The organism is Dolichospermum heterosporum TAC447, assembly GCF_024584745.1.
Taxonomy (GTDB): Bacteria; Cyanobacteriota; Cyanobacteriia; order Cyanobacteriales; family Nostocaceae; genus Dolichospermum; species Dolichospermum heterosporum.
Map to the genome: position 1 here is coordinate 4,134,935 of NZ_CP099464.1, position 18,281 is coordinate 4,153,215.

Annotated in this window: 26 protein-coding genes; 20 read left to right on the forward strand and 6 right to left on the reverse strand. The window is 38.2% G+C overall.

What is annotated here, in order from left to right:
- Positions 1–9 precede the first annotated feature (9 nt).
- The 3 genes from NG743_RS18525 to NG743_RS18535 are packed head-to-tail and all read left to right on the forward strand — an operon-like array spanning position 10 to position 592.
- Positions 10–240, forward strand: a complete 231-nt coding sequence (locus tag NG743_RS18525) for a DUF433 domain-containing protein (protein WP_027402180.1) — start codon at positions 10–12, stop codon at positions 238–240.
- Positions 237–350 (forward strand): DUF5615 family PIN-like protein, encoded by a 114-nt coding sequence (locus NG743_RS18530; protein ID WP_257120644.1) that lies wholly within the window; start codon positions 237–239, stop codon positions 348–350. Before NG743_RS18525 ends, NG743_RS18530 begins: the two co-directional genes overlap by 4 nt.
- Positions 317–592, forward strand: coding sequence for a DUF5615 family PIN-like protein (locus tag NG743_RS18535; RefSeq protein ID WP_234413330.1), 276 nt, complete (start codon positions 317–319; stop codon positions 590–592). Before NG743_RS18530 ends, NG743_RS18535 begins: the two co-directional genes overlap by 34 nt.
- 347 nt (positions 593–939) lie before the next feature.
- Here NG743_RS18535 and NG743_RS18540 read toward each other — a convergent pair whose 3' ends face one another.
- Positions 940–1,524 carry a Uma2 family endonuclease gene (locus NG743_RS18540; RefSeq protein WP_027402181.1) on the reverse strand — a complete coding sequence of 195 codons (585 nt, stop codon included), beginning with the start codon at positions 1,522–1,524 and terminating at the stop codon, positions 940–942.
- A 64-nt stretch (positions 1,525–1,588) separates the two neighbouring features.
- Here NG743_RS18540 and NG743_RS18545 point away from each other — a divergent pair, with 64 nt between their 5' ends.
- The 3 genes from NG743_RS18545 to NG743_RS18555 all read left to right on the forward strand — a co-directional run bounded on the left by NG743_RS18545 (position 1,589) and on the right by NG743_RS18555 (position 3,026).
- The gene (locus NG743_RS18545) at positions 1,589–1,885 is read left to right on the forward strand and encodes a hypothetical protein (protein WP_236630511.1); all 297 of its coding nucleotides are present in this window, start codon (positions 1,589–1,591) and stop codon (positions 1,883–1,885) included.
- Positions 1,886–2,430: 545 nt separating this feature from the next.
- Positions 2,431–2,799 carry a phage holin family protein gene (locus tag NG743_RS18550; protein ID WP_027402183.1) on the forward strand — a complete coding sequence of 123 codons (369 nt, stop codon included), beginning with the start codon at positions 2,431–2,433 and terminating at the stop codon, positions 2,797–2,799.
- Positions 2,800–2,834: 35 nt separating this feature from the next.
- Positions 2,835–3,026, forward strand: a complete 192-nt coding sequence (locus NG743_RS18555; RefSeq protein ID WP_027402184.1) for a YqaE/Pmp3 family membrane protein — start codon at positions 2,835–2,837, stop codon at positions 3,024–3,026.
- 71 nt (positions 3,027–3,097) lie between these two features.
- On the opposite strand, the gene NG743_RS18560 is transcribed toward NG743_RS18555, so the two are convergent.
- A complete protein-coding gene (locus NG743_RS18560) occupies positions 3,098–3,880 on the reverse strand; it encodes a hypothetical protein (protein WP_035081653.1) in 783 nt (260 codons plus the stop codon).
- A gap of 307 nt (positions 3,881–4,187) precedes the next feature.
- Between NG743_RS18560 and NG743_RS18565 the strand changes: the two genes are divergently transcribed.
- The 6 genes from NG743_RS18565 (at position 4,188) to NG743_RS18590 (ending at position 7,106) form a co-directional block, all read left to right on the forward strand.
- Entirely contained in the window at positions 4,188–4,412 is a 225-nt protein-coding gene (locus NG743_RS18565) for a hypothetical protein (RefSeq protein ID WP_027402186.1), read from the forward strand.
- On the forward strand, positions 4,409–4,744 hold the full coding sequence (gene petJ / locus NG743_RS18570) for a cytochrome c6 PetJ (RefSeq protein WP_027402187.1): 336 nt from the start codon (positions 4,409–4,411) through the stop codon (positions 4,742–4,744). The genes NG743_RS18565 and petJ overlap by 4 nt, the downstream gene beginning before the upstream one ends.
- Positions 4,745–4,757: 13 nt before the next feature.
- Complete coding sequence (locus NG743_RS18575; protein ID WP_027402188.1) at positions 4,758–5,777, forward strand: aldo/keto reductase; 1,020 nt, start codon at positions 4,758–4,760, stop codon at positions 5,775–5,777.
- A 380-nt stretch (positions 5,778–6,157) separates the two neighbouring features.
- Positions 6,158–6,409, forward strand: a complete 252-nt coding sequence (locus NG743_RS18580) for a helix-turn-helix domain-containing protein (protein WP_027402189.1) — start codon at positions 6,158–6,160, stop codon at positions 6,407–6,409.
- The gene (locus NG743_RS18585) at positions 6,387–6,851 is read left to right on the forward strand and encodes a hypothetical protein (RefSeq protein ID WP_228043929.1); all 465 of its coding nucleotides are present in this window, start codon (positions 6,387–6,389) and stop codon (positions 6,849–6,851) included. The genes NG743_RS18580 and NG743_RS18585 overlap by 23 nt, the downstream gene beginning before the upstream one ends.
- A gap of 3 nt (positions 6,852–6,854) precedes the next feature.
- Positions 6,855–7,106, forward strand: coding sequence for a hypothetical protein (locus tag NG743_RS18590; RefSeq protein ID WP_228043928.1), 252 nt, complete (start codon positions 6,855–6,857; stop codon positions 7,104–7,106).
- Positions 7,107–7,229: 123 nt separating this feature from the next.
- On the opposite strand, the gene NG743_RS18595 is transcribed toward NG743_RS18590, so the two are convergent.
- Complete coding sequence (locus NG743_RS18595; protein WP_027402191.1) at positions 7,230–8,360, reverse strand: DNA cytosine methyltransferase; 1,131 nt, start codon at positions 8,358–8,360, stop codon at positions 7,230–7,232.
- A 278-nt stretch (positions 8,361–8,638) separates the two neighbouring features.
- Between NG743_RS18595 and NG743_RS18600 the strand changes: the two genes are divergently transcribed.
- Positions 8,639–9,232: a Uma2 family endonuclease gene (locus tag NG743_RS18600; RefSeq protein WP_027402192.1), complete on the forward strand. Its 594-nt coding sequence runs from the start codon at positions 8,639–8,641 to the stop codon at positions 9,230–9,232.
- An 18-nt stretch (positions 9,233–9,250) separates the two neighbouring features.
- Positions 9,251–9,697, forward strand: a complete 447-nt coding sequence (locus NG743_RS18605) for a VOC family protein (protein ID WP_193963739.1) — start codon at positions 9,251–9,253, stop codon at positions 9,695–9,697.
- A gap of 484 nt (positions 9,698–10,181) precedes the next feature.
- Here NG743_RS18605 and NG743_RS18610 read toward each other — a convergent pair whose 3' ends face one another.
- The 3 genes from NG743_RS18610 to NG743_RS18620 form a co-directional block, all read right to left on the reverse strand.
- A complete protein-coding gene (locus NG743_RS18610) occupies positions 10,182–11,135 on the reverse strand; it encodes a DNA polymerase III subunit delta' (protein ID WP_027402193.1) in 954 nt (317 codons plus the stop codon).
- 2 nt (positions 11,136–11,137) lie between these two features.
- Entirely contained in the window at positions 11,138–11,764 is a 627-nt protein-coding gene (gene tmk, locus NG743_RS18615) for a dTMP kinase (RefSeq protein ID WP_027402194.1), read from the reverse strand.
- Positions 11,765–11,995: 231 nt separating this feature from the next.
- Positions 11,996–13,036 carry a response regulator gene (locus NG743_RS18620; protein ID WP_027402195.1) on the reverse strand — a complete coding sequence of 347 codons (1,041 nt, stop codon included), beginning with the start codon at positions 13,034–13,036 and terminating at the stop codon, positions 11,996–11,998.
- 219 nt (positions 13,037–13,255) lie between these two features.
- On the opposite strand from NG743_RS18620, the gene NG743_RS18625 reads away from it, so the two are divergent.
- The 6 genes from NG743_RS18625 (at position 13,256) to cpcE (ending at position 18,279) form a co-directional block, all read left to right on the forward strand.
- A complete protein-coding gene (locus NG743_RS18625; RefSeq protein ID WP_027402196.1) occupies positions 13,256–14,191 on the forward strand; it encodes an RluA family pseudouridine synthase in 936 nt (311 codons plus the stop codon).
- A gap of 616 nt (positions 14,192–14,807) precedes the next feature.
- A complete protein-coding gene (cpcB, locus tag NG743_RS18630; protein WP_027402197.1) occupies positions 14,808–15,329 on the forward strand; it encodes a C-phycocyanin subunit beta in 522 nt (173 codons plus the stop codon).
- Between the two features lie 103 nt (positions 15,330–15,432).
- Positions 15,433–15,921, forward strand: coding sequence for a C-phycocyanin subunit alpha (cpcA, locus tag NG743_RS18635; RefSeq protein WP_027402198.1), 489 nt, complete (start codon positions 15,433–15,435; stop codon positions 15,919–15,921).
- A gap of 361 nt (positions 15,922–16,282) precedes the next feature.
- Positions 16,283–17,143, forward strand: coding sequence for a phycobilisome linker polypeptide (locus NG743_RS18640; protein ID WP_027402199.1), 861 nt, complete (start codon positions 16,283–16,285; stop codon positions 17,141–17,143).
- A gap of 49 nt (positions 17,144–17,192) precedes the next feature.
- Positions 17,193–17,432 carry a rod-capping linker protein CpcD gene (cpcD, locus tag NG743_RS18645; RefSeq protein ID WP_027402200.1) on the forward strand — a complete coding sequence of 80 codons (240 nt, stop codon included), beginning with the start codon at positions 17,193–17,195 and terminating at the stop codon, positions 17,430–17,432.
- A 16-nt stretch (positions 17,433–17,448) separates the two neighbouring features.
- A complete protein-coding gene (gene cpcE, locus NG743_RS18650) occupies positions 17,449–18,279 on the forward strand; it encodes a C-phycocyanin alpha-cysteine-84 phycocyanobilin lyase subunit CpcE (RefSeq protein ID WP_027402201.1) in 831 nt (276 codons plus the stop codon).
- The last annotated feature ends 2 nt before the right edge of the window (positions 18,280–18,281 follow it).

Here is an 18,281-nt window from a genome sequence, read left to right on the forward strand (position 1 = left end):
TCGCTACTTATGAATTACAGAGACTATATTACAATCGAACCCAATAAACGCGGTGGTAAGCCTTGTGTACGTGGCTTGCGAATCACAGTTTATGAGGTGCTTGAATACCTAGCTTCTGAGATGACCGAAGCGGAAATTCTTGATGATTTTCCCGACCTAACGCGAGAAGATTTAAAAGCTTGTATTGCTTATGCGGCCGACCGTGAACGTCGGTTAATGATTTCGACTTTATCAGCATGAAATTACTATTTGATGAAAACTTATCGCCTAAATTATCCACCCGTTTAAGCGATATTTTTCCAGACTCCCTTCATGTATGGCTTACGCCACGCTTCGCTATCGGGATGTAGGGATGAAAGCAACAATAGACCCGATAGTTTGGAATTATGCAAAAGATAATGATTTGATGATTGTCTCGAAAGATGCTGATATGCACGATCTGAGTTTAGTGTTGGGGAATCCGCCAAAAGTCATCTGGCTGAGACTGGGAAACTGTTCTACCTTACAAGTTGAAAATTTACTGCGTCGGGAGTTCAGCACAATCAAATTATTTTATGAAGATGAAAATTCATCATTGCTTGCTCTCTCATAATCGCACTGAAAATTTGGAACTGCATTCAAACGAGTAATAAGGTGCGTAATATAGACTGATTAGATTTAAGCCAATAATAGTTTTATAGGCTTAAAACTTTCAGTGAGATATGCGTCCATCCCAGAAGCATCCATAAGAGATATCCGCCTTGCATCAGATATAATACTGAAAAAAATTCTTGAAACAGCACCAAAAGATAAAAGATTATAATTTCTTTTACACTTGCAAATTTTCAAATTTTTATATATTTACTCTGAGGGAATGCGAGATAATATAAAAATAGAATCTAAAGCTCAAATTAGACAAATTTTAGAAAAATGAAAGTAGAAGTTACTACAATTTTTCTCCTATTCTGTTATTTTTATCCCTCCTCTAAATTCCCGCAGCGCTTGAACATGATTTTCTATATTAATACAACGCATCAATAAACCTACATCTAAACTCGGTAAAAGTTGCGATTTACTAACAGCTTTATATCCCTCATTTCCTAAACTGTAAAACAATAATTCATCATTCATCCAAAACCAAACTTCAGGAATTTGTAACCGTTTGTATGCTTCCAGTTTATTAATTCCTCCACTACTAACAACCACCTCAATTACTAAATCAGGACGTTTTATATTTGCTCCCAATTCATAAGATTCATCACCTTCTTTTTTGACTTTTTCAAATTCATTTTCTAGGGTGACAGAACCAGTAGGAGTAAAATCTAATTCCAAAAATTCTAAATAAATTTCTACTAAAGAAGCAATACGTTTTTTGATAGTTTCGTGTTTTTTCCCTGGCATTTTCCGAATCTCCAACACTCCATCTAAAAAGGATAACCTTAACCCTGGGCGCTCAATTAGCTGTTCAACAGCTTTAAATTCTCTCCAGGTTAAGTCACTAATTAAAATTGGTTCTGCTTCTTGTTCAATGAGTGTAGTTATCATAATTTAAACCCAAATTAAGAGATTGAATTTTGCTCAACGGGAGATAATATAAAAACAGAGTCTCATGAAAAATATCATCCAAGCATACAAACTCAAGGGAAAAATTGATCAATCTGGTAACTTGCTGATTACCGAACCCGTCAATTTCCCCCGCGGAAATGTGGAAATTGTAGTCTGGACAGCTACAGATACCCTTGATCATACCACAGCCCCAACCAGTGAACCAGAGATAGAAACACCTAAAAGAAAATCTAGGATCAAAGCCTTTCAGCATTTCTTTGAAAATTCCCCACCTGTTCCAGCAGATTTTGATCCAGATCAAGCTAAATGGGAATATTTAAAGGAAAAACATAATCTTTAAAAGTATTGCTAGATACTAACATTATTATTGATGATGCCTTGAAAAGAGAACCTTTTTGGGAAGCAAGCAGGTGTAAGTAGTGAGACAGAATTAATTACACAATGTCATTGCGTTAGCGAAGCGTGCCGAAGGCTGGGAATGGGGGTTTCAAAGCCTCTCCAGTATTAAATATTATTCCTTTTCCCTCTCCTCTTAGGAGAGGGTTAGGGAGAGGTGCAAAGGAGAGGTTTGGAGAGGGGTTTATTTATACATTAAAAACTTTTCAAACATCCTCTTAGGGACTTCCAATTAAAAAAATACCCAAAAATTTCTTGTGGTGCGGGCATCTTGCCCGCTAATAATCAAGGACGGGCAGGATGCCCATCCCACAAAATTGGGTAATTTATTTTTTGGTGTTCCCTTAGAGAAGTCGGGTATCTTACTGAAAATTTGTTATTTAATCTAACCTAAGATAGATCAAGATTATATCTAAGAAAAGATGTGAAATATTAGTCTATCTTTGAAAATAGTAATTAGCACAGATAATGCTGTTACTGAGGTAAAAAATGTTGTCATATTTTTTCATTGCACTCGCTACAGCCTTAAGTTTGCTGATTGTTGATTTAGTTGTTCCCGGTGTAGATATTGCTAATTTTCCGGCAGCTTTAATTGCCGCTGTTGTGATTGGTTTAATTAATAGTGGAGTTAAACCAACCATTAATATCTTGTCTTTACCTTTGACATATCTCACATTAGGTGGATTTTCCCTAATTATTAACGGAATCTGCTTTTGGTTAGCATCAGTTTTAGTTCCAGGTTTTCAAGTTCAAGGATTAATTGCTTTTATTATCGGTCCTGTAGTTCTTTCTTTAGCTAATACCTTTCTCAGTAAATACTTCGCAGAAAAAGGTTTTGAATTACAAGATAGTCAATAGGTAAACCCAACTTTAAAACTAGGAAATAAATATCCATGAACTTACTGCGTATACTTATCGGTTTATTTCTACCTCCCTTGGGGGTTTTTCTCACCGTTGGCTTTGGTCCAACTTTGTTAATTAACATTTTGCTGACTCTGCTTGGTTGGCTTCCTGGTAGCATTCATGCAGTTTGGGTAATTGTCAAGCATGAAGAAAATATTAATAGAGAGGAAGGTACTTATTAAGTATAACAAGCAACAAGAATTTAGATCCCCGACTTCTCTAAGAAGTCGGGGATCTAAAGGATAGTTACTCATTAAGCACGAATATCTTTATCTTTGAATAAATCAGCCGTTGCTAATAGTAACTCACGCAAAGTTTGTTTTAATTGACGTTCTTTTTTCGCTATAACTGCACCTGCATCTGTCAATTTTTTTTCTAGAAGTGAGTAACTTTCTTTTACTTGTGCTGTGATAGATTCGGCTTTGGGATGGGATTTATCACACCATTGTTTCGCCTCATTTAAATAATCCTGTACTTCTTGATCACTTCCACTATAACGTGCCGATAAATTGGCTCGAATAATTGCTGACTGTGCTTGTAATTGTGCATAGCGTTTCTTTAATAATCCCACTTCTTCACTATCTTTGATAGAATCAATGGCTGAATCAATCGCAATTTTTGTGTCTGCTGATTTATCTTGACTTGTTTCGATTATCTTCGTTAAAATTCCTTCAATTTCTGCTTGTAGTTCTTCTTCTTCCCTATCCAATTGAGCTTGTAGTTGCTTAATTTCGGCTTGAGTCTTGACAATATCTGAGTGTTTTCTAATATTTATTGCTTCCATCGCTCCTTCAATTGAAGCTACCACTCCTTCTTTAACTTCACTACCTTTTTCTTGTAAATTATCAATGACAGTAGACACAGCATCATTAACTAAATTACGCAGTTCATGAGAACCTTCTTGAAACTCAGAACCTACTTGAGAAACAGCAGATTTGACAATTTCCCGAATGCGTTCAGCTTTTAATTGTCCTGTTTCTTTAGCTTGGCGTAAATCTATTTGAATTTGTTCTTTAATGTTCTTATTTGTGGTCATATTAAATACAAATCTCATTACAACACTTGCAATTATTATGGCGAACTCTTTTTAGATATGAACACCCTCTAAAGAGATAAAATCATATCTATCTTTAGATACTTCAAAGTATTTGGCGATTAGAAAGATGCTTCCACCACGCTACACAAGCAAAGTCTACCTTCGTAGATTCAGCAATTAGAAGTTTTTAACCCCCGCAGGTGGGTTTTGTCTGTATAGCCGCGACTTCTAGTCGCCAGGAATTTTTTGGTTAAATGTTGCCAATTTATGAAATAATCAATATTGGTCAATAACTAAATTTTAAATCATGTGGCAGGTAAATATCACTTGTGATGGTGAAGCGTGGAAAGTGTACGGAGTTGAATTTAAGAAAATGGTAGAAAATTACCAAGCTGAATTGATTGGTTCTAAAAAAATGCCAGATGGAAAACGCATTATGTCCTATAAAATTGAGGATGTCAGCGAAGCAGAAGCTTTTCAGGAACAATGTACAAACTTTATCGGCTTCATATCTGATTTTGAAGCCTTATGAAAAAACTAATAGTATTGATATTATGCACATTTTGCTTGTGGACTATCAATTTCACTTCACCCGCTAACGCTTTAGATACAGCCAAAGGGGCAGAAATTTTTAGTTTTCATTGTGCTGGTTGTCATATTAATGGGGAAAATATCATTAGACGCGGTAAAAACTTAAAAAAGAATGCACTTAAAAAATATGGCATGGATTCTTTAGAAGCGATTACAGCCATTGTCACTAATGGTAAGAATAATATGTCAGCTTATAAAAAAAGATTGACAACTGAGGAAATTCAACAAGTTGCAGCTTATGTTTTGGAACAAGCAGAAAAAGACTGGAAATAACAAGATAAAAAATATGATGTTACCTCAAGAAAGCTATTTACAATTTACTCCCGACTTAAAAATTTGCCGAATTTTAAATGGAATGTGGCAAGTTTCCGGTGGACATGGACGCATTAACCCCAAAACTGCGATTGAGTCTATGTTTCAATATGTTGATGCTGGTTTTACAACCTGGGATTTAGCAGATCATTATGGACCAGCAGAAGATTTTATTGGTGAGTTTCGTCGTCAACTGATAGCAACTCGTGGAGAAGAAGCTGTTAATAATATCCAAGCTTTTACAAAATGGGTTCCTCGTCCTGGGAAAATGACGAAAAAGTTGGTTGAGGAAAATATTGATATTTCTTTGAGAAGAATGGACGTTAAATCATTGGATTTAATGCAGTTCCACTGGTGGGATTATCGAGATGCTAATTATTTAGATGCTCTCAAATATATGGCAGAATTGCAAACTGAAGGTAAAATCAAACATTTGGCTTTAACTAATTTTGATACGGAACATTTGCAAATTATCACGGAAGCAGGAATCAAGATTGTTTCTAATCAAGTGCAGTTTTCTTTAGTTGACAGAAGACCACAGGTAAACATGGTTAAATTTTGTCAAGAACATGATATTAAGTTGTTTACCTATGGTAGTGTTTGCGGTGGTTTGTTATCAGAAAAGTATTTGAATAAACCAGAACTTAAAGGCTTAGAAATAAATACCACCAGTTTAAGAAAATACAAACAAATGATTGATAATTGGGGTGGTTGGGGACTATTTCAACAGTTACTAAATACCTTAAAAACCATTGCTGATAAACATCAAGTAAGTATTGCAAATGTGGCTGTAAATTACGTTTTAAATCAGCCAGCAGTTGGGGGTGTAATTGTGGGTGCAAGATTGGGAATAGCGGAACATTTGTCAGATAATGCTAGGGTGTTTAGTTTCAATTTAGATGCTGAGGATATAGGGAAAATAGATGCAGTTTCTGAACAGTCAAAAGATTTATATAAGTTAATTGGTGATTGTGGAGATGAGTATAGACGTTAATTGTAGGGTGGGTTAGTTAGATCTGAAAATAAGACCCTACCCCTAACCTAGTAGTTCGTCAAATTTATTTTGACGGGTAATGATCGGAAAAAACTTCTGTTCTTCCCTCCCCTACCTCCCCTACCCCCCCTACCTCCCCTACCTCCCCTACCCCCTACCCCCCTACCCCCCCCGCTCCCCCTGCTTGCCTTCACCCGTCATTTTCGGGTTGACAGACTACCCCCTAACCCCTCCCCGCAAGCGAGGAGGGGAATAAGAAGTTTTTTATATGTCCTGGTGTACGCAGTTCATGATGGCTACTTATCAAAGGAATCTGCTATTAGCGTAGTTGAATACTTTAGTCTGTAGAACTTTTGTATTCAATATCTTAACCTGTTTCTATGCAATCAAGTAAACTAGACCAAAATTTAGGGCTAGAAATACAACGTCGTCGTATAGAAAAAGGTTGGTCTCAAGAGTATCTAGCAGAAATTACAGGTCTGCATAGAACCTATATTAGCCAACTGGAACGAGGATTAAAAAGCCCATCTGTAAGAGTTCTGAGTCATATCACCAATGCTTTAACTGTAACAATGAGTGAATTTTTGCAAGCTGTGGAGGAATCTTTAAGTGTTGACAAAAAACGAGATTGAGAGGCTAAAACAAGCTATTATTGCTACTGTTGCATCCCCAGCTATTGGGTCAATAGAAGATTATGCTTGGGAAGCTATTTTTCATTATGTTAAAGATATTCCTCTTTCTGATCCAGCTTTAGGACGTAGTAAACTGCTGTATGATGCAGTTAATATTTTAACTGAAACAGGTTGGTCATTGAAATCGCTCCAACTTGGTAACTTAAAAATTGGCAGCACATTTTTCTTTGTTATTCAAAGAGCAGATATTATTAGTAAAGCTGATCAACTTGGTTTTTCTGGTTTAACAGAATTATCTCCACCGGACGAACTGGGTGCGGCTATTATTCAACATTGGAATGAGAAATTGATCACAAATCAGTCATTACAAGGAGTTGAAAATAGTTATGAAAGCATACTACTGAAAACCATTAAAGGCAATGAATATGTTTATTGTGAATAGCCTTTGTATCCACTTGATCCAACTACTTTTAATTGGGCTTGGACAGTAAATAAGAAAACTGGTAAAAGTGGTGCAGGTTTACAGGGTAGTATCGGAGATAAAATTGAGTTAGTTTGGTATAAGAATCAAAAACAACTTTTTAAAGCTAGAATTATTTCTCCAGAAGCAGTGAGAATAAATATTCAACGAACTCGTCTTAACCCTGAGAATTATGTGAAAACTATTCTTGCAGCTTTACAAGCACAAAATTCCTAATCTTAACTTTAGATAAGTAGGTGAACACAATAAAACCAAACTGTGTAAAGAAACGTAAAATCGCCCAAACCCTCTTGCATGAGTGACTTTTGCCTTGCCATAACGACAATTTTCAACGCCAACCTACTTAATGCACTCAGCGATAGTTTTAGCTAGTAGTGGAGGTACAGATTCACCAATCTGAGAAGCCATTTCTGTATATGTTCCTAGAAAATGGAAAGTATCTGGATAAGAATGAAGTCTCGCAGCTTCACGTATTGTAATGGTTCTATCTTGTGTGGGATGAAAGAATCTACCAGAACCAGGATGAAAAACCCATCTGGTAATTGTCTTCGCTGGTTTGTCCCAATAAAGCCTGCCATAAGCACCACTATAGTGTTTTTTAGGTGCTAATTCAGGTGGTAAATCTCTGGCATCTTGTCCTTCCTTTAACAGCCTTACTCTTGACATTTGAATGGAGCTTAAAGCACGAGCAATATGGTTTGTAATTTTTGTGCTGTCATATCTGATTAAAGATTGATAAGTTGTTTGTGGATCTGAGGGATATCTATCTTCATCATATTTTTGTCCTGCATTTAGTTGTGGTAAATCTCCAATTGCATCTTTAACTGTAACAATTGGAGAATAATTAGATTTTAGTAGATTCGTTTGATAGGATGATTGTTTCTTGCTAGAACCACTTTTAAGATCATCATTATGTGTAGGCTCTGGTAAGCAAATTAAATGCTCTAAACTGGCAATAAAGAAAGCTCTAGCTCTGGTTTGTGGCACTCCGTAGTTAGCAGCATTTAAAGATGATGTGACAACTTTATATCCCAGTAATTCTAGTTGATTTGTAATTTCATTTTTAAATAAACCTTTGTATGCTGTCAAAATTTCCGGGACGTTTTCCATAATGACGTAAAGCGGTCTGAACTCTTGAACAAATTCTATAAAACTTTTATATAACTGATTCCGAGGATCATCTATATAGCGATATTCGGCAGGTATATTTCTGGAAAATCCTTGACAAGGAGGTCCGCCAATAATTGCTTTTAGTTCTTCTTTTTTTAAACCTAGATATGAACGGAGTTCTGAGGGATTAACTTCACGAATATCTTGATGTATAATTTTAGTGTTTGGGTAGTTATATTGATAGGTGGCTAAGGCTTTTTTATTTACATCAATGGCACAAGACGCTTCAAAGCCAGCCAAGTGAAAGCCTGTAGTTAAGCCACCTGCACCTGCGAATAAATCAATAGTTTTGTTGTTCATACTTGAATACTATAGTATTCTATATTTAATGTCAAGTAGGATGATCTTGTTGTGGGTTACAGTATATTAAAAAATATCCAATTATCAAAAATGAATAAAAATACTATTCGCACCAGCTACATCCGCAAGGTTCATCATATCGCTTTTAATATCCAAAATATGACAGCATCTCACCATTTTTACCATTGGGGTCAATTTTAGCGATCGCCTAGCCTAAATTTTTCTGAATTTTCATGAATTTTATCTGATAATAAAACTAGCCTCTTCAAGCAAAACCTATGGAAACCCTCACCTTAAACATACCTCCCGCAGTAAATTTAACAGATGAGCAGTTTTATCAACTTTGCATTGCCAACGAACCTTGGCAATTAGAACTTACCCAAACGGGGGAATTAATTATTATGCCCCCCACAGGTGGAGAAAGCGGAATTAGAAACTCAGATATAACTACAGATTTAAGTATTTGGAATCGTCAAACCAAATTAGGTAAAGTATTTGATTCTTCTACAGAGTTTAAATTACCCAGTGGTGCTTATCGCTGTCCTGATGCAGCTTGGGTAAAACTAGCACGTTGGGAGGCTTTAAGTAAAGAAGAAAAAAAGCGGTTTCCCCCCCTTTGTCCTGATTTTGTAGTTGAATTGCGATCAGAAACGGATAGTTTAGAAAAATTACGCACTAAAATGCGAGAATATCAAAATAATGGGGCGCTTTTAGGTTGGTTAATTGATCCACAAACACCCTTGGTAGAAATTTATCGTTACGGAAAAGATGTAGAAGTTTTGAACTTTGATGTTGACAACCCACCAAAACTTTCTGGTGAAGATATTTTACCGGGCTTTATTCTCGATTTGCAGATAATTTTAAATCCATAGATTTTAAATTTCGGGATGATGATTTCTCAAAAAAATATTCCCACTGGCTACCTCCGCAAGGTTCATCATATCGCTTTTAACGTCCAAAATATGGCAGTATCTCGCCATTTTTATGGTCATATTTTAGGCTTACACGAACTTACAGGGGATGAAATACCAGAAACATTAATAGAACTTGTCAACACCGGAAAAGTCGCCAACTTTGCCACTCCTGACGGTACAATTATTGACTTATTTGGAGAACCAGAATTATTACCACCAGATCCAGATCCCAGTAAGTCTTTCACTAGAGCGTATCATTTAGCCTTTGATATTGATCCAGAATTATTTGACCAAGCATTAGCAGTAATTCAAGAAAATAATTTGGTCATTGCTTATGGACCAGTTTCCCGTCCTACTGGTAGAGGAGTGTATTTTTATGATCCCGATGGATTTATGATTGAAATTCGTTGTGATCCTGATTAAATGAGACAATGGGAAAATTTCGATAATTAAAGGCAATATAAAAGCAATATACAGCACTTCCCGGTGTTATGAGGTACAAGAACCCCACCCCCAACCCCCTCCAGTATCAAAAGCTTATCCTTTTCTTCCCCCCGCAGCGGGGGGATTGAGGGGGGTGCGATGAGGGGGCTAAGATGTAACTCATATCATTGGAAACTACTGTAAGTAGGTGAACACAATAAAAGAACTCCACAAAAAAGATGATCCAATCTTGTGGGATGGGCATCTTGCCCGTCCTTTTATTATTAGCGGGCAAGATTGCCCGCACCACAAGAAATTTTGGGATATTTTTTTAATTGGAAGTCTCTAAAACCAAGGTGTGTAAAGAAAAAAGAAAAGTAAAATCGTCCAAAGCTTCTTCACTCTTGCCTTTTGCCTCTTGCCTCTTGCCCTCCCATGACGACAATTTTCAATGCTAACCTACTTAATTGAGGGCGGGGAAACCCTACGGATTTTGGGATATTTGAAATAAGGCTAAAAATGTACATTCCCAAACCAAACGAGGTTGGGCGTAACAAAGTAAATGTTTCCGGGTTTTTTCTAATTGTTGAATAATTTTAGGTTCATGTATTTGTTGCCAATAGTATTGTTGTAAATAGTCAATTAACCATAATTGGGCTTCTGTATCTAATTCTTTATCAATTTTTTTACCTAATTCTAAAGCATGACGGTAAGATGTTGGCGTTTTTTTCACCTGGGCGATAAATTCGCTAGGAATGGTTTGCAATTGTTGGTAGGAGGAAATGGCATTTCCTGGACTACCTGCGGCTATGTTTAAAACTTCTGGATGTTGCAAAATTTCGGCATTTCCTGTTTGTGTCAATACCTCAGTCATAGCCGCAATATTTAACCGATAAAAGGGAACTTTTTGACAACGGGATACTAAAGTTGGTAGCACAGATTCGGGGGAGGGGGCAATTAAAATTAATGTCGCTTTTCCCGGTTCTTCTAAAGTTTTTAACAACGCATTTGCCGCAGATTCCGCCATTGTTTCTGCTTGTTCTAATACTATGATATTCCGCGCTGCTTCCAATGGTGAACGAGAAAGAAATTGCGTAATTTCTCGAATTTGTTCTAAACGAATAATCGGTGGTGCTTTGCGTTTAACTCCCTTTTCGGCTGCTTCTGCTGGGGTGAGTCTTTGTCCTTGATATTGATAAGTTGGTTCTACCCACAATAAAGCTGGATGATTTCTTTGCTGAATGCGATTGTGTAAAATGGGAATTTGATCGGGTTTTATAGAACTAGAAAAAAGTAATTCAATAAAACATTTTGCTGCCAAACTTCTGCCTACACCATCAGCACCCACAAACATATAAGCTGGTGCAACTCGATGTTGTTTAACGGATTGAGTTAATAATTCTACCGCTTGCTGTTGTCCGATTAATGACGAGAACATAGTTATGAAAACAGGCGTTGCTGTAAAATTTCCTGGATACTTTTTTGAACGATATCTTGACTGTCATTGCCATCTATTCGCACAATTTGGGATGGATTGGATGCAGCTAATTCTGTATATCCTTGCTGTACCCGACGATGAAAAGTAATAGTTTCCTGTTCAATTCTATCTAGTTTAGCTTGTCCCCGTTTGCGGGATAGTCCTACCTCGACATCTACATCTAACCAAATAGTTAAATCACTTTCTAAGCCACCAGTAGCAATCTGATTAAGTTGATGAATGAGATTCATATTTAAACCTCTACCATAACCTTGATAGGCGATAGTAGAATCAGTATAGCGATCGCACAAAATAAATTTCCCTATGGCTAAATTAGGTTTTAACTCTTCTTCAATATGTTGTGACCTGTCCGCTGCATATAATAATAGTTCCGTGACTTCCCCCACCGGCTTACTTGGTGACTTTTCCAATAATAACGCCCGTAAATCCTTTCCTAACTCCGTTCCCCCTGGTTCACGAGTCAGTATTACTGATATATTTAAGCTTTCTAACCACTGAAAACACCGTTGCATCTGAGTAGTTTTACCACAACCCTCCACACCTTCAAATACAATGAACTTACCACTCATGTTGTTAAATTTTGTAAATACTGATTTTTTAGACATCCCTATTTATATAAACTCTACACCAAAAGCAAACCTTATATGATTGCCCCAAATATCGCAGTAGACACGAAGACGTGGTGCTAGATTAACTCCAAGAGTCAGATCCCCGACTTCTCTAAGAAGTCGGGGATCTGGGTATGAGTGCAAAATAAAATAAAAATCCCTAAACTAATCAATTTTGTAGGTGTCAAATTTTCACACAATATGATGAAAAATAATTTTCAGTAAATCCCCTTGAGAAAAAGGCTTTTCTAAATAGCCATTAGCCCTCACAAATTTGGCTTTAGCTTTATCTCTTAATCCCATTCTTTCGGTCATCAAAATCACAGGAGTATTTTTATAATACGAGTGTTTCCGCAATAAAGAACAGATTTCATAGCCATCTAAATTAGGCATTTCTACATTTAATAAAATCATATCGGGCTGTACTCGCAAAATTTCCATTAAAGCTTGGGAAGAATCCATGAATTTCAGCACAGAAAATATTTGCTCATCTAAAAAATCTTCCACAGTATTTAATATGCTATAATCATTGTCCACACCCAAAATACTATATTTCTTCCTCTCCCTAACTGGGGAGTTTATCGGCTGATGTATATGTAGTTGAGAATCAACTTGCTCAGAATTGCTTTTAGGTAACTGTTCGTGATATGTAGTATGTGACGGGGATTGATGATGATTTTCAAAATTCAAATTTTCCTGAACATCAACCTTAACCCCTGATTGACATTGTTCTACTAAAGTTCTTAAATTTAAATGACAAAATTTAGGAAGATTATCTAAAAAAGTATGTCGAACAAATTCATAACTGCCATATTCTAAATCTAGTAATGATTCTAAAACCTCCAATGCTAATTGTTCAATCAACAAAGCAGTCTGAAAGTGACTAATATATTTTTGATTAACTAACCAACAAATTGCTAAATAATCTGGATTTGGTATTGACTGATTTTCAAGATCCTTTTCAAAAATCATCCGTACCTGTTCATTAATACCCATAGGAAGAGTCGAAATTTGCTGACTCAATCTCTGTAAATTACGATAAAGAGGTTCAAACATTTCCTCAGAATAACCAGCGTAAATTAGTTTACCCTGATCCATATATATTGACCAAGCACCCGACTCACTAAATACCTGCAAACAACCAGTAAAAGAATTATTAGTAATCTTTTTTAATAAGCTAATTGGTTGGATATTTTGAAAAAATCTATATCTACTAATCGGGATTGTGTTAATATGCTGGGATTGATCATTAAAATTTTCTCTCATGATCATTTAATTAGTGAATTTTACAAGGGTTTTGAATTATAAGTATTCAAGTATTACTTTTAGGTTACTATAGATTTTTTAGAGAAATAAAAAACTATCTTAAACATAAGATGAAAAAATGAAGTACAGCGGTTCTCCCAGAACATTTTGAACCTCAATGTTTCTTAAAACACCCCATACCTAATCGTGTCTGCAATTAATAGCATCCAAGTTACCGAAAATAGCGATCGCCTAGATCGCTACTTATCCCAAGAGTTATCAGATTTATCCCGTTCTCGCATCCAGCAGTTAATAGAACAGGGTCATGTTCAAATTAATGACAAGATTTGCACATCTAAAAAGATTAACCTGAAAACAGGCGATCGCATTACCCTGGAACTTCCCACCATTCAACCTTTAGACCTAATCGCCGAAGATATTCCCCTAGACATCCTCTACGAAGACGACGAACTCATCATTCTCAATAAACCCGCAGGTTTAGTAGTCCACCCCGCACCCGGACATCCTGACGGAACGTTAGTTAATGCTATCTTGTCCCACTGTCCCAATTTACCAGGAATCGGTGGCGTGCAACGTCCAGGAATAGTCCATCGTTTAGATAAAGATACAACAGGAGCAATTGCGATCGCCAAAACAGACCTAGCTTACCACCACCTACAAGCGCAACTACAAGCAAAAACTGCCAGAAGAGAATATTTAGGCTTAATTTACGGTGTTCCCAAAACAGAAACCGGAATTATAGATTTACCCATTGGCCGCAATCCCCAAGACCGTAAAAAAATGGCTATTGTTTCTATAGAAGATGGTGGACGCAATGCTATCACTCACTGGCGCACAAAAGAACGGTTTGGCAACTACACCTTAATTCACTTCCAACTAGAAACAGGACGTACCCATCAAATTCGCGTTCACAGTGCCAAAATGGGTCATCCTATCGTCGGCGACCCTATTTATAGTTCAGGTCATTCCCTGGGGGTAAATTTGCCGGGACAAGCATTACACGCTTGGAAACTTCAGCTACAACATCCCATTTCTGGCGATTTAGTCGCAGTCACAGCACCCCTTCCCCGCAGCTTGACAACTTTACTAGAAGTCCTGCGCCGTCGTAGTGGTCTTTATTAAGAATTTCTGAAAAATAGCCATTTAGTCTGATTTTGTGGGTTTTACCTTTGAGAAAATTTATATCCCCCCTGGGGGGAAAAAAGGAAAATTTCCCAAATATTTAGAAATTTAAATTTAACACTCCTTAACAAAATTCATAACCCTCCTATAGGAAGTCAGAAGGCTGTAATGTAATTACATCAAGAGTTTTTCACAAAATTACAACAATCTTTAACCGCCGATTGTTACGATTTTTTTCAAAAAATATAAAGTTGTGTAACATAAATATAAGAATTTTCTCAGCTATACCCGTTGCAGGGGAAGGATTTGAACATTATCTTAAGCTATGATTTTATTTATTCATAATTTGTAACGAATAAAGACTCTATAGCATTGTATAAACATAAACTGTAGGGGTTAAACAACAGAGGAAAGTTGAAAAAAGCAGGCAATTCATCAAGTTTGCCACTTTCTCATAAAATTTTCCTTGACTCTCATAATTTTTGGTTTGTAACCTGTAAACTAGTAAATGAGAGAGCGAATTGAGAAACGCTTTGATTTGACTCCGTTGCGAACAAATCCAAATTAGTTTTAATTTAGACATCTCTCAACTAAGTAATTTAGGAGATTAGAGTCCATGACATTAGATGTATTTTCCAAGGTTGTTTCCCAAGCCGACGCTAGAGGCGAATTCCTCAGCACCGAACAACTAGATGCTTTAAGTGCAGTTGTAGCTTCCGGTAACAAGCGTTTAGATGCTGTTAACCGTATTACAAGCAATGCTTCCGCGATTGTTACCAACGCGGCTCGTTCTTTATTTGAAGAACAGCCTCAATTGATCGCTCCCGGTGGTAATGCTTACACCAACCGTCGGAACGCTGCTTGTCTACGCGACATGGAAATCATTTTACGCTATGTTACCTACGCCGCTATCGCTGGTGACGCTAGTGTTCTTGATGACCGTTGCTTGAACGGCTTGCGCGAAACATACCAAGCTTTGGGTACTCCTGGTAGCTCTGTAGCAGTTGGTGTTGGTAAAATGAAAGAAGCAGCGATCGCTATCGTTAACGATCCTAACGGTATCACCAAAGGTGATTGCAGTTCTTTGGTTTCTGAATTGGCAAGCTACTTCGACCGCGCTGCGGCTGCTGTTGTTTAATAATTCATGACAAATTGGCTCGAACCTGAATTGAGCTTTTCCCATAGTCTGCATGGCATAGCCATACAAAAAAAGCAAGAAACTATCTAGGAGATTTTCACCAATGAAAACACCAATTACCGAAGCAATCGCATCTGCTGATACCCAAGGACGCTTTTTAAGCAACACCGAATTACAAGCAGTTAACGGTCGTCTAGTCCGTGCTGCTGCCAGCATGGAAGCTGCCCGTGGTTTAACAGCTAACGCTCAAAAATTGATTGACGGTGCTACCAGTGCCGTATACAGCAAATTCCCTTACACTACCTCTACACAAGGCAATCAATTCGCAGCCGATCCTCGTGGTAAAGCTAAGTGCGCCCGTGACGTTGGTCACTATCTCCGCATCATCACCTATAGCTTAGTTGCTGGTGGTACAGGTCCTTTGGATGAGTTCTTAATTGCCGGTTTAGCTGAAGTTAACGCCGCATTTGACTTATCTCCTAGCTGGTACGTAGAAGCATTGAAATCCATCAAAGCTAGTCATGGTTTGAGTGGTCAAGCTGCTAACGAAGCTAATACCTATATTGACTACGCAATCAACGCTCTTAGCTAGATAGCGTCATGCCCGGAGAGGGATACAATTGTTAGATGGATTTACCCCTAAAGGGGTTCACCAGTCGTTCATGGGGAGTCACTGCGTAAGTTGGAAAATATTCCGACTGGGAATTGAGTGGCGTTAAGACCATACATGATCACTCTGGTTCACCTAGCAATTGGATCTAGCTCCGGGCATAGTTTTATGTACAAATAAAACAGGTCAAGAGGCAAGAGGTAAAAGGCAAGAGGCAAGAGGCAAGAGGCAAGGGGTAAATCCTACTGACCAATGACCAATGACCAATGACCAATGACCACTGACAACTGACCACTAACCAAGCTTTATTCAGCCAAAATTCGGCACAATAAAGGGGAAAAATATGGCAATTACAACAGCAGCATCCAGACTGGGGACAGAGCCTTTTAGCGACGCACGCAGAGTTGAACTGCGCCCCAACGCCAGCCGAGAAGAAGTCGAGTTGGTAATTCGTGCCGTTTATCGGCAAGTCTTAGGAAATGACTATATATTGGCATCAGATCGCTTAATTAGCGCAGAATCACTGCTACGCGATCGCAATTTGAGCGTTCGTGAGTTTGTTCGCAGCATTGCTAAATCAGAACTCTACAAAGCTAAATTCTTCTACAACAGCTTTCAAACTCGGTTAATTGAACTCAACTACAAACATTTGTTGGGTCGCGCACCATACAATGAGTCCGAAGTAACTTACCACTTAGACTTATATATTAACCAAGGTTACGACGCGGAAATTGACTCCTACATTGACTCTGAAGAATATCAAAATAGCTTTGGGGAAAGCGTTGTTCCCTACTATCGCGGTTTTGATTTTCAAATAGGACAAAGTGCAGCCGGATTTACTCGGATGTTCCGTTTATACCGGGGTTATGCCAACAGCGATACTGCTCAAGTCGAAGGTTCTAAATCTCGTTTAGCGCGGGAATTAGCTAGTAATCAGACCTCATCAGTTGTTGGACCATCTGGCAGTAATGAAAACTGGGGTTTCCGTGTATCGGCGGATAACGCTCCTAAGCAAAACTTGGGTAATGCTGTAGGAGAATCAAATCGTACCTACCGAGTTGAAGTTACAGGCATCCGCAATCCAGGATACCCCAGCGTGCGCCGTAGCAGCACAGTATTTATTGTACCTTACGAGCGCCTCCTAGACAAAATGCAGCAAATTCATCGAGTTGGCGGCAAAATTGTCAGCGTAATTTCCACCTAAGATCCGGTGCTGTTCACCGACAAAACTCATCATAGGAGATATAGAAGTAATGTTCGGTCAAACCACACTTGGCGCTAGTAGCGTTTCCTCATCTGCAAGCCGCGTATTTCGTTACGAAGTTGTCGGCTTAAAGCAAAACGAAGAAAGCGACAAAAATAAATTTGACATTCGCCGCAGTGGTAGCGTGTTTATTACCGTACCCTACAGCCGGATGAATGAGGAAATGCAACGAATCAGCCGTTTAGGTGGCAGAATCGTCAAAATTGAAACTTTGACAGCAGCAGGATAAACATAACGCCCTGGCAATGATAGAACCCAGTGGAGAAGAATATTCTGTAGAGAATGCACCAAATCTCACACCAGAGATAGCGATCGCTAACCTGCAATCATCAGATTTAAGTCTCCGCTATTATGCTGCTTGGTGGTTGGGTAAGTTCCGGGTCAGTCAGCCAGAAGCCATAGACGCACTGATCAGGGCGTTAGAGGATGAATCTGACAGAACCGAACTGGGTGGTTATCCCTTACGGCGTAATGCCGCGAGGGCGCTTGGTAAATTGGGCAACCTAAAAGCCGTACCAGGTTTGATTAAGTGTTTAGAATGTAGTGATTTTTATGTCCGCGAAGCAGCAGCCCAATCTTTAGCTATGCTTCAGGATAAAACCGCATTACCAGCACTGATCAAACTGCTCGATGGGGGAGTTGACCAAGCCGTACAAGTACCTGGTTTTCCCCACCTTGCCCAGCCCTATACAGCAGTATTAGAAGCCTTAGGAGCTATGGGTGCAACTGAGGCTACTTCCCTTGTCCAGCCTTTTCTTAACCATTCTGTTCCTCGATTACAATGCTCCGCCGCAAGAGCCATGTACCAACTGACACAAGACTCTATTTATGGTGAGTTATTAGTGAAGACTTTGGCAACAGGTGATTTGAAAATGCGTCGCGTTGTCTTGGGGGATTTGGGGGCAATTGGGTATTTGGCAGCAGCAGAGGCGATCGCCCTGGCACAAGTGGAAAGTAGCTTTAAACTTATTGCTTTAAAAGGATTATTAGAGTATCAACTGCCAGAACAGTCTGATACTTTTGATATATCCGAACCAGCTATCCGAATCATGAATCTCATAGATTCACTCTTATAGTC

What these genes read in the sequence shown, in the direction of transcription:
- NG743_RS18605 (WP_193963739.1), top strand. Translation starts at nt 9,251, where the DNA reads ATGATTTCTCAAAAAAATATTCCCACTGGCTACCTCCGCAAGGTTCAT.
- NG743_RS18550 (WP_027402183.1), top strand. Translation starts at nt 2,431, where the DNA reads ATGTTGTCATATTTTTTCATTGCACTCGCTACAGCCTTAAGTTTGCTG.
- NG743_RS18555 (WP_027402184.1), top strand. Translation starts at nt 2,835, where the DNA reads ATGAACTTACTGCGTATACTTATCGGTTTATTTCTACCTCCCTTGGGG.
- NG743_RS18565 (WP_027402186.1), top strand. Translation starts at nt 4,188, where the DNA reads ATGTGGCAGGTAAATATCACTTGTGATGGTGAAGCGTGGAAAGTGTAC.
- petJ (WP_027402187.1), top strand. Translation starts at nt 4,409, where the DNA reads ATGAAAAAACTAATAGTATTGATATTATGCACATTTTGCTTGTGGACT.
- NG743_RS18600 (WP_027402192.1), top strand. Translation starts at nt 8,639, where the DNA reads ATGGAAACCCTCACCTTAAACATACCTCCCGCAGTAAATTTAACAGAT.
- NG743_RS18575 (WP_027402188.1), top strand. Translation starts at nt 4,758, where the DNA reads ATGATGTTACCTCAAGAAAGCTATTTACAATTTACTCCCGACTTAAAA.
- tmk (WP_027402194.1), bottom strand. Translation starts at nt 11,764, where the DNA reads ATGAGTGGTAAGTTCATTGTATTTGAAGGTGTGGAGGGTTGTGGTAAA.
- cpcB (WP_027402197.1), top strand. Translation starts at nt 14,808, where the DNA reads ATGACATTAGATGTATTTTCCAAGGTTGTTTCCCAAGCCGACGCTAGA.
- NG743_RS18535 (WP_234413330.1), top strand. Translation starts at nt 317, where the DNA reads ATGGCTTACGCCACGCTTCGCTATCGGGATGTAGGGATGAAAGCAACA.
- NG743_RS18560 (WP_035081653.1), bottom strand. Translation starts at nt 3,880, where the DNA reads ATGACCACAAATAAGAACATTAAAGAACAAATTCAAATAGATTTACGC.
- NG743_RS18530 (WP_257120644.1), top strand. Translation starts at nt 237, where the DNA reads ATGAAATTACTATTTGATGAAAACTTATCGCCTAAATTATCCACCCGT.
- NG743_RS18640 (WP_027402199.1), top strand. Translation starts at nt 16,283, where the DNA reads ATGGCAATTACAACAGCAGCATCCAGACTGGGGACAGAGCCTTTTAGC.
- NG743_RS18545 (WP_236630511.1), top strand. Translation starts at nt 1,589, where the DNA reads ATGAAAAATATCATCCAAGCATACAAACTCAAGGGAAAAATTGATCAA.
- cpcA (WP_027402198.1), top strand. Translation starts at nt 15,433, where the DNA reads ATGAAAACACCAATTACCGAAGCAATCGCATCTGCTGATACCCAAGGA.
- NG743_RS18610 (WP_027402193.1), bottom strand. Translation starts at nt 11,135, where the DNA reads ATGTTCTCGTCATTAATCGGACAACAGCAAGCGGTAGAATTATTAACT.
- NG743_RS18540 (WP_027402181.1), bottom strand. Translation starts at nt 1,524, where the DNA reads ATGATAACTACACTCATTGAACAAGAAGCAGAACCAATTTTAATTAGT.
- NG743_RS18580 (WP_027402189.1), top strand. Translation starts at nt 6,158, where the DNA reads ATGCAATCAAGTAAACTAGACCAAAATTTAGGGCTAGAAATACAACGT.
- NG743_RS18595 (WP_027402191.1), bottom strand. Translation starts at nt 8,360, where the DNA reads ATGAACAACAAAACTATTGATTTATTCGCAGGTGCAGGTGGCTTAACT.
- cpcE (WP_027402201.1), top strand. Translation starts at nt 17,449, where the DNA reads ATGATAGAACCCAGTGGAGAAGAATATTCTGTAGAGAATGCACCAAAT.
- NG743_RS18525 (WP_027402180.1), top strand. Translation starts at nt 10, where the DNA reads ATGAATTACAGAGACTATATTACAATCGAACCCAATAAACGCGGTGGT.
- cpcD (WP_027402200.1), top strand. Translation starts at nt 17,193, where the DNA reads ATGTTCGGTCAAACCACACTTGGCGCTAGTAGCGTTTCCTCATCTGCA.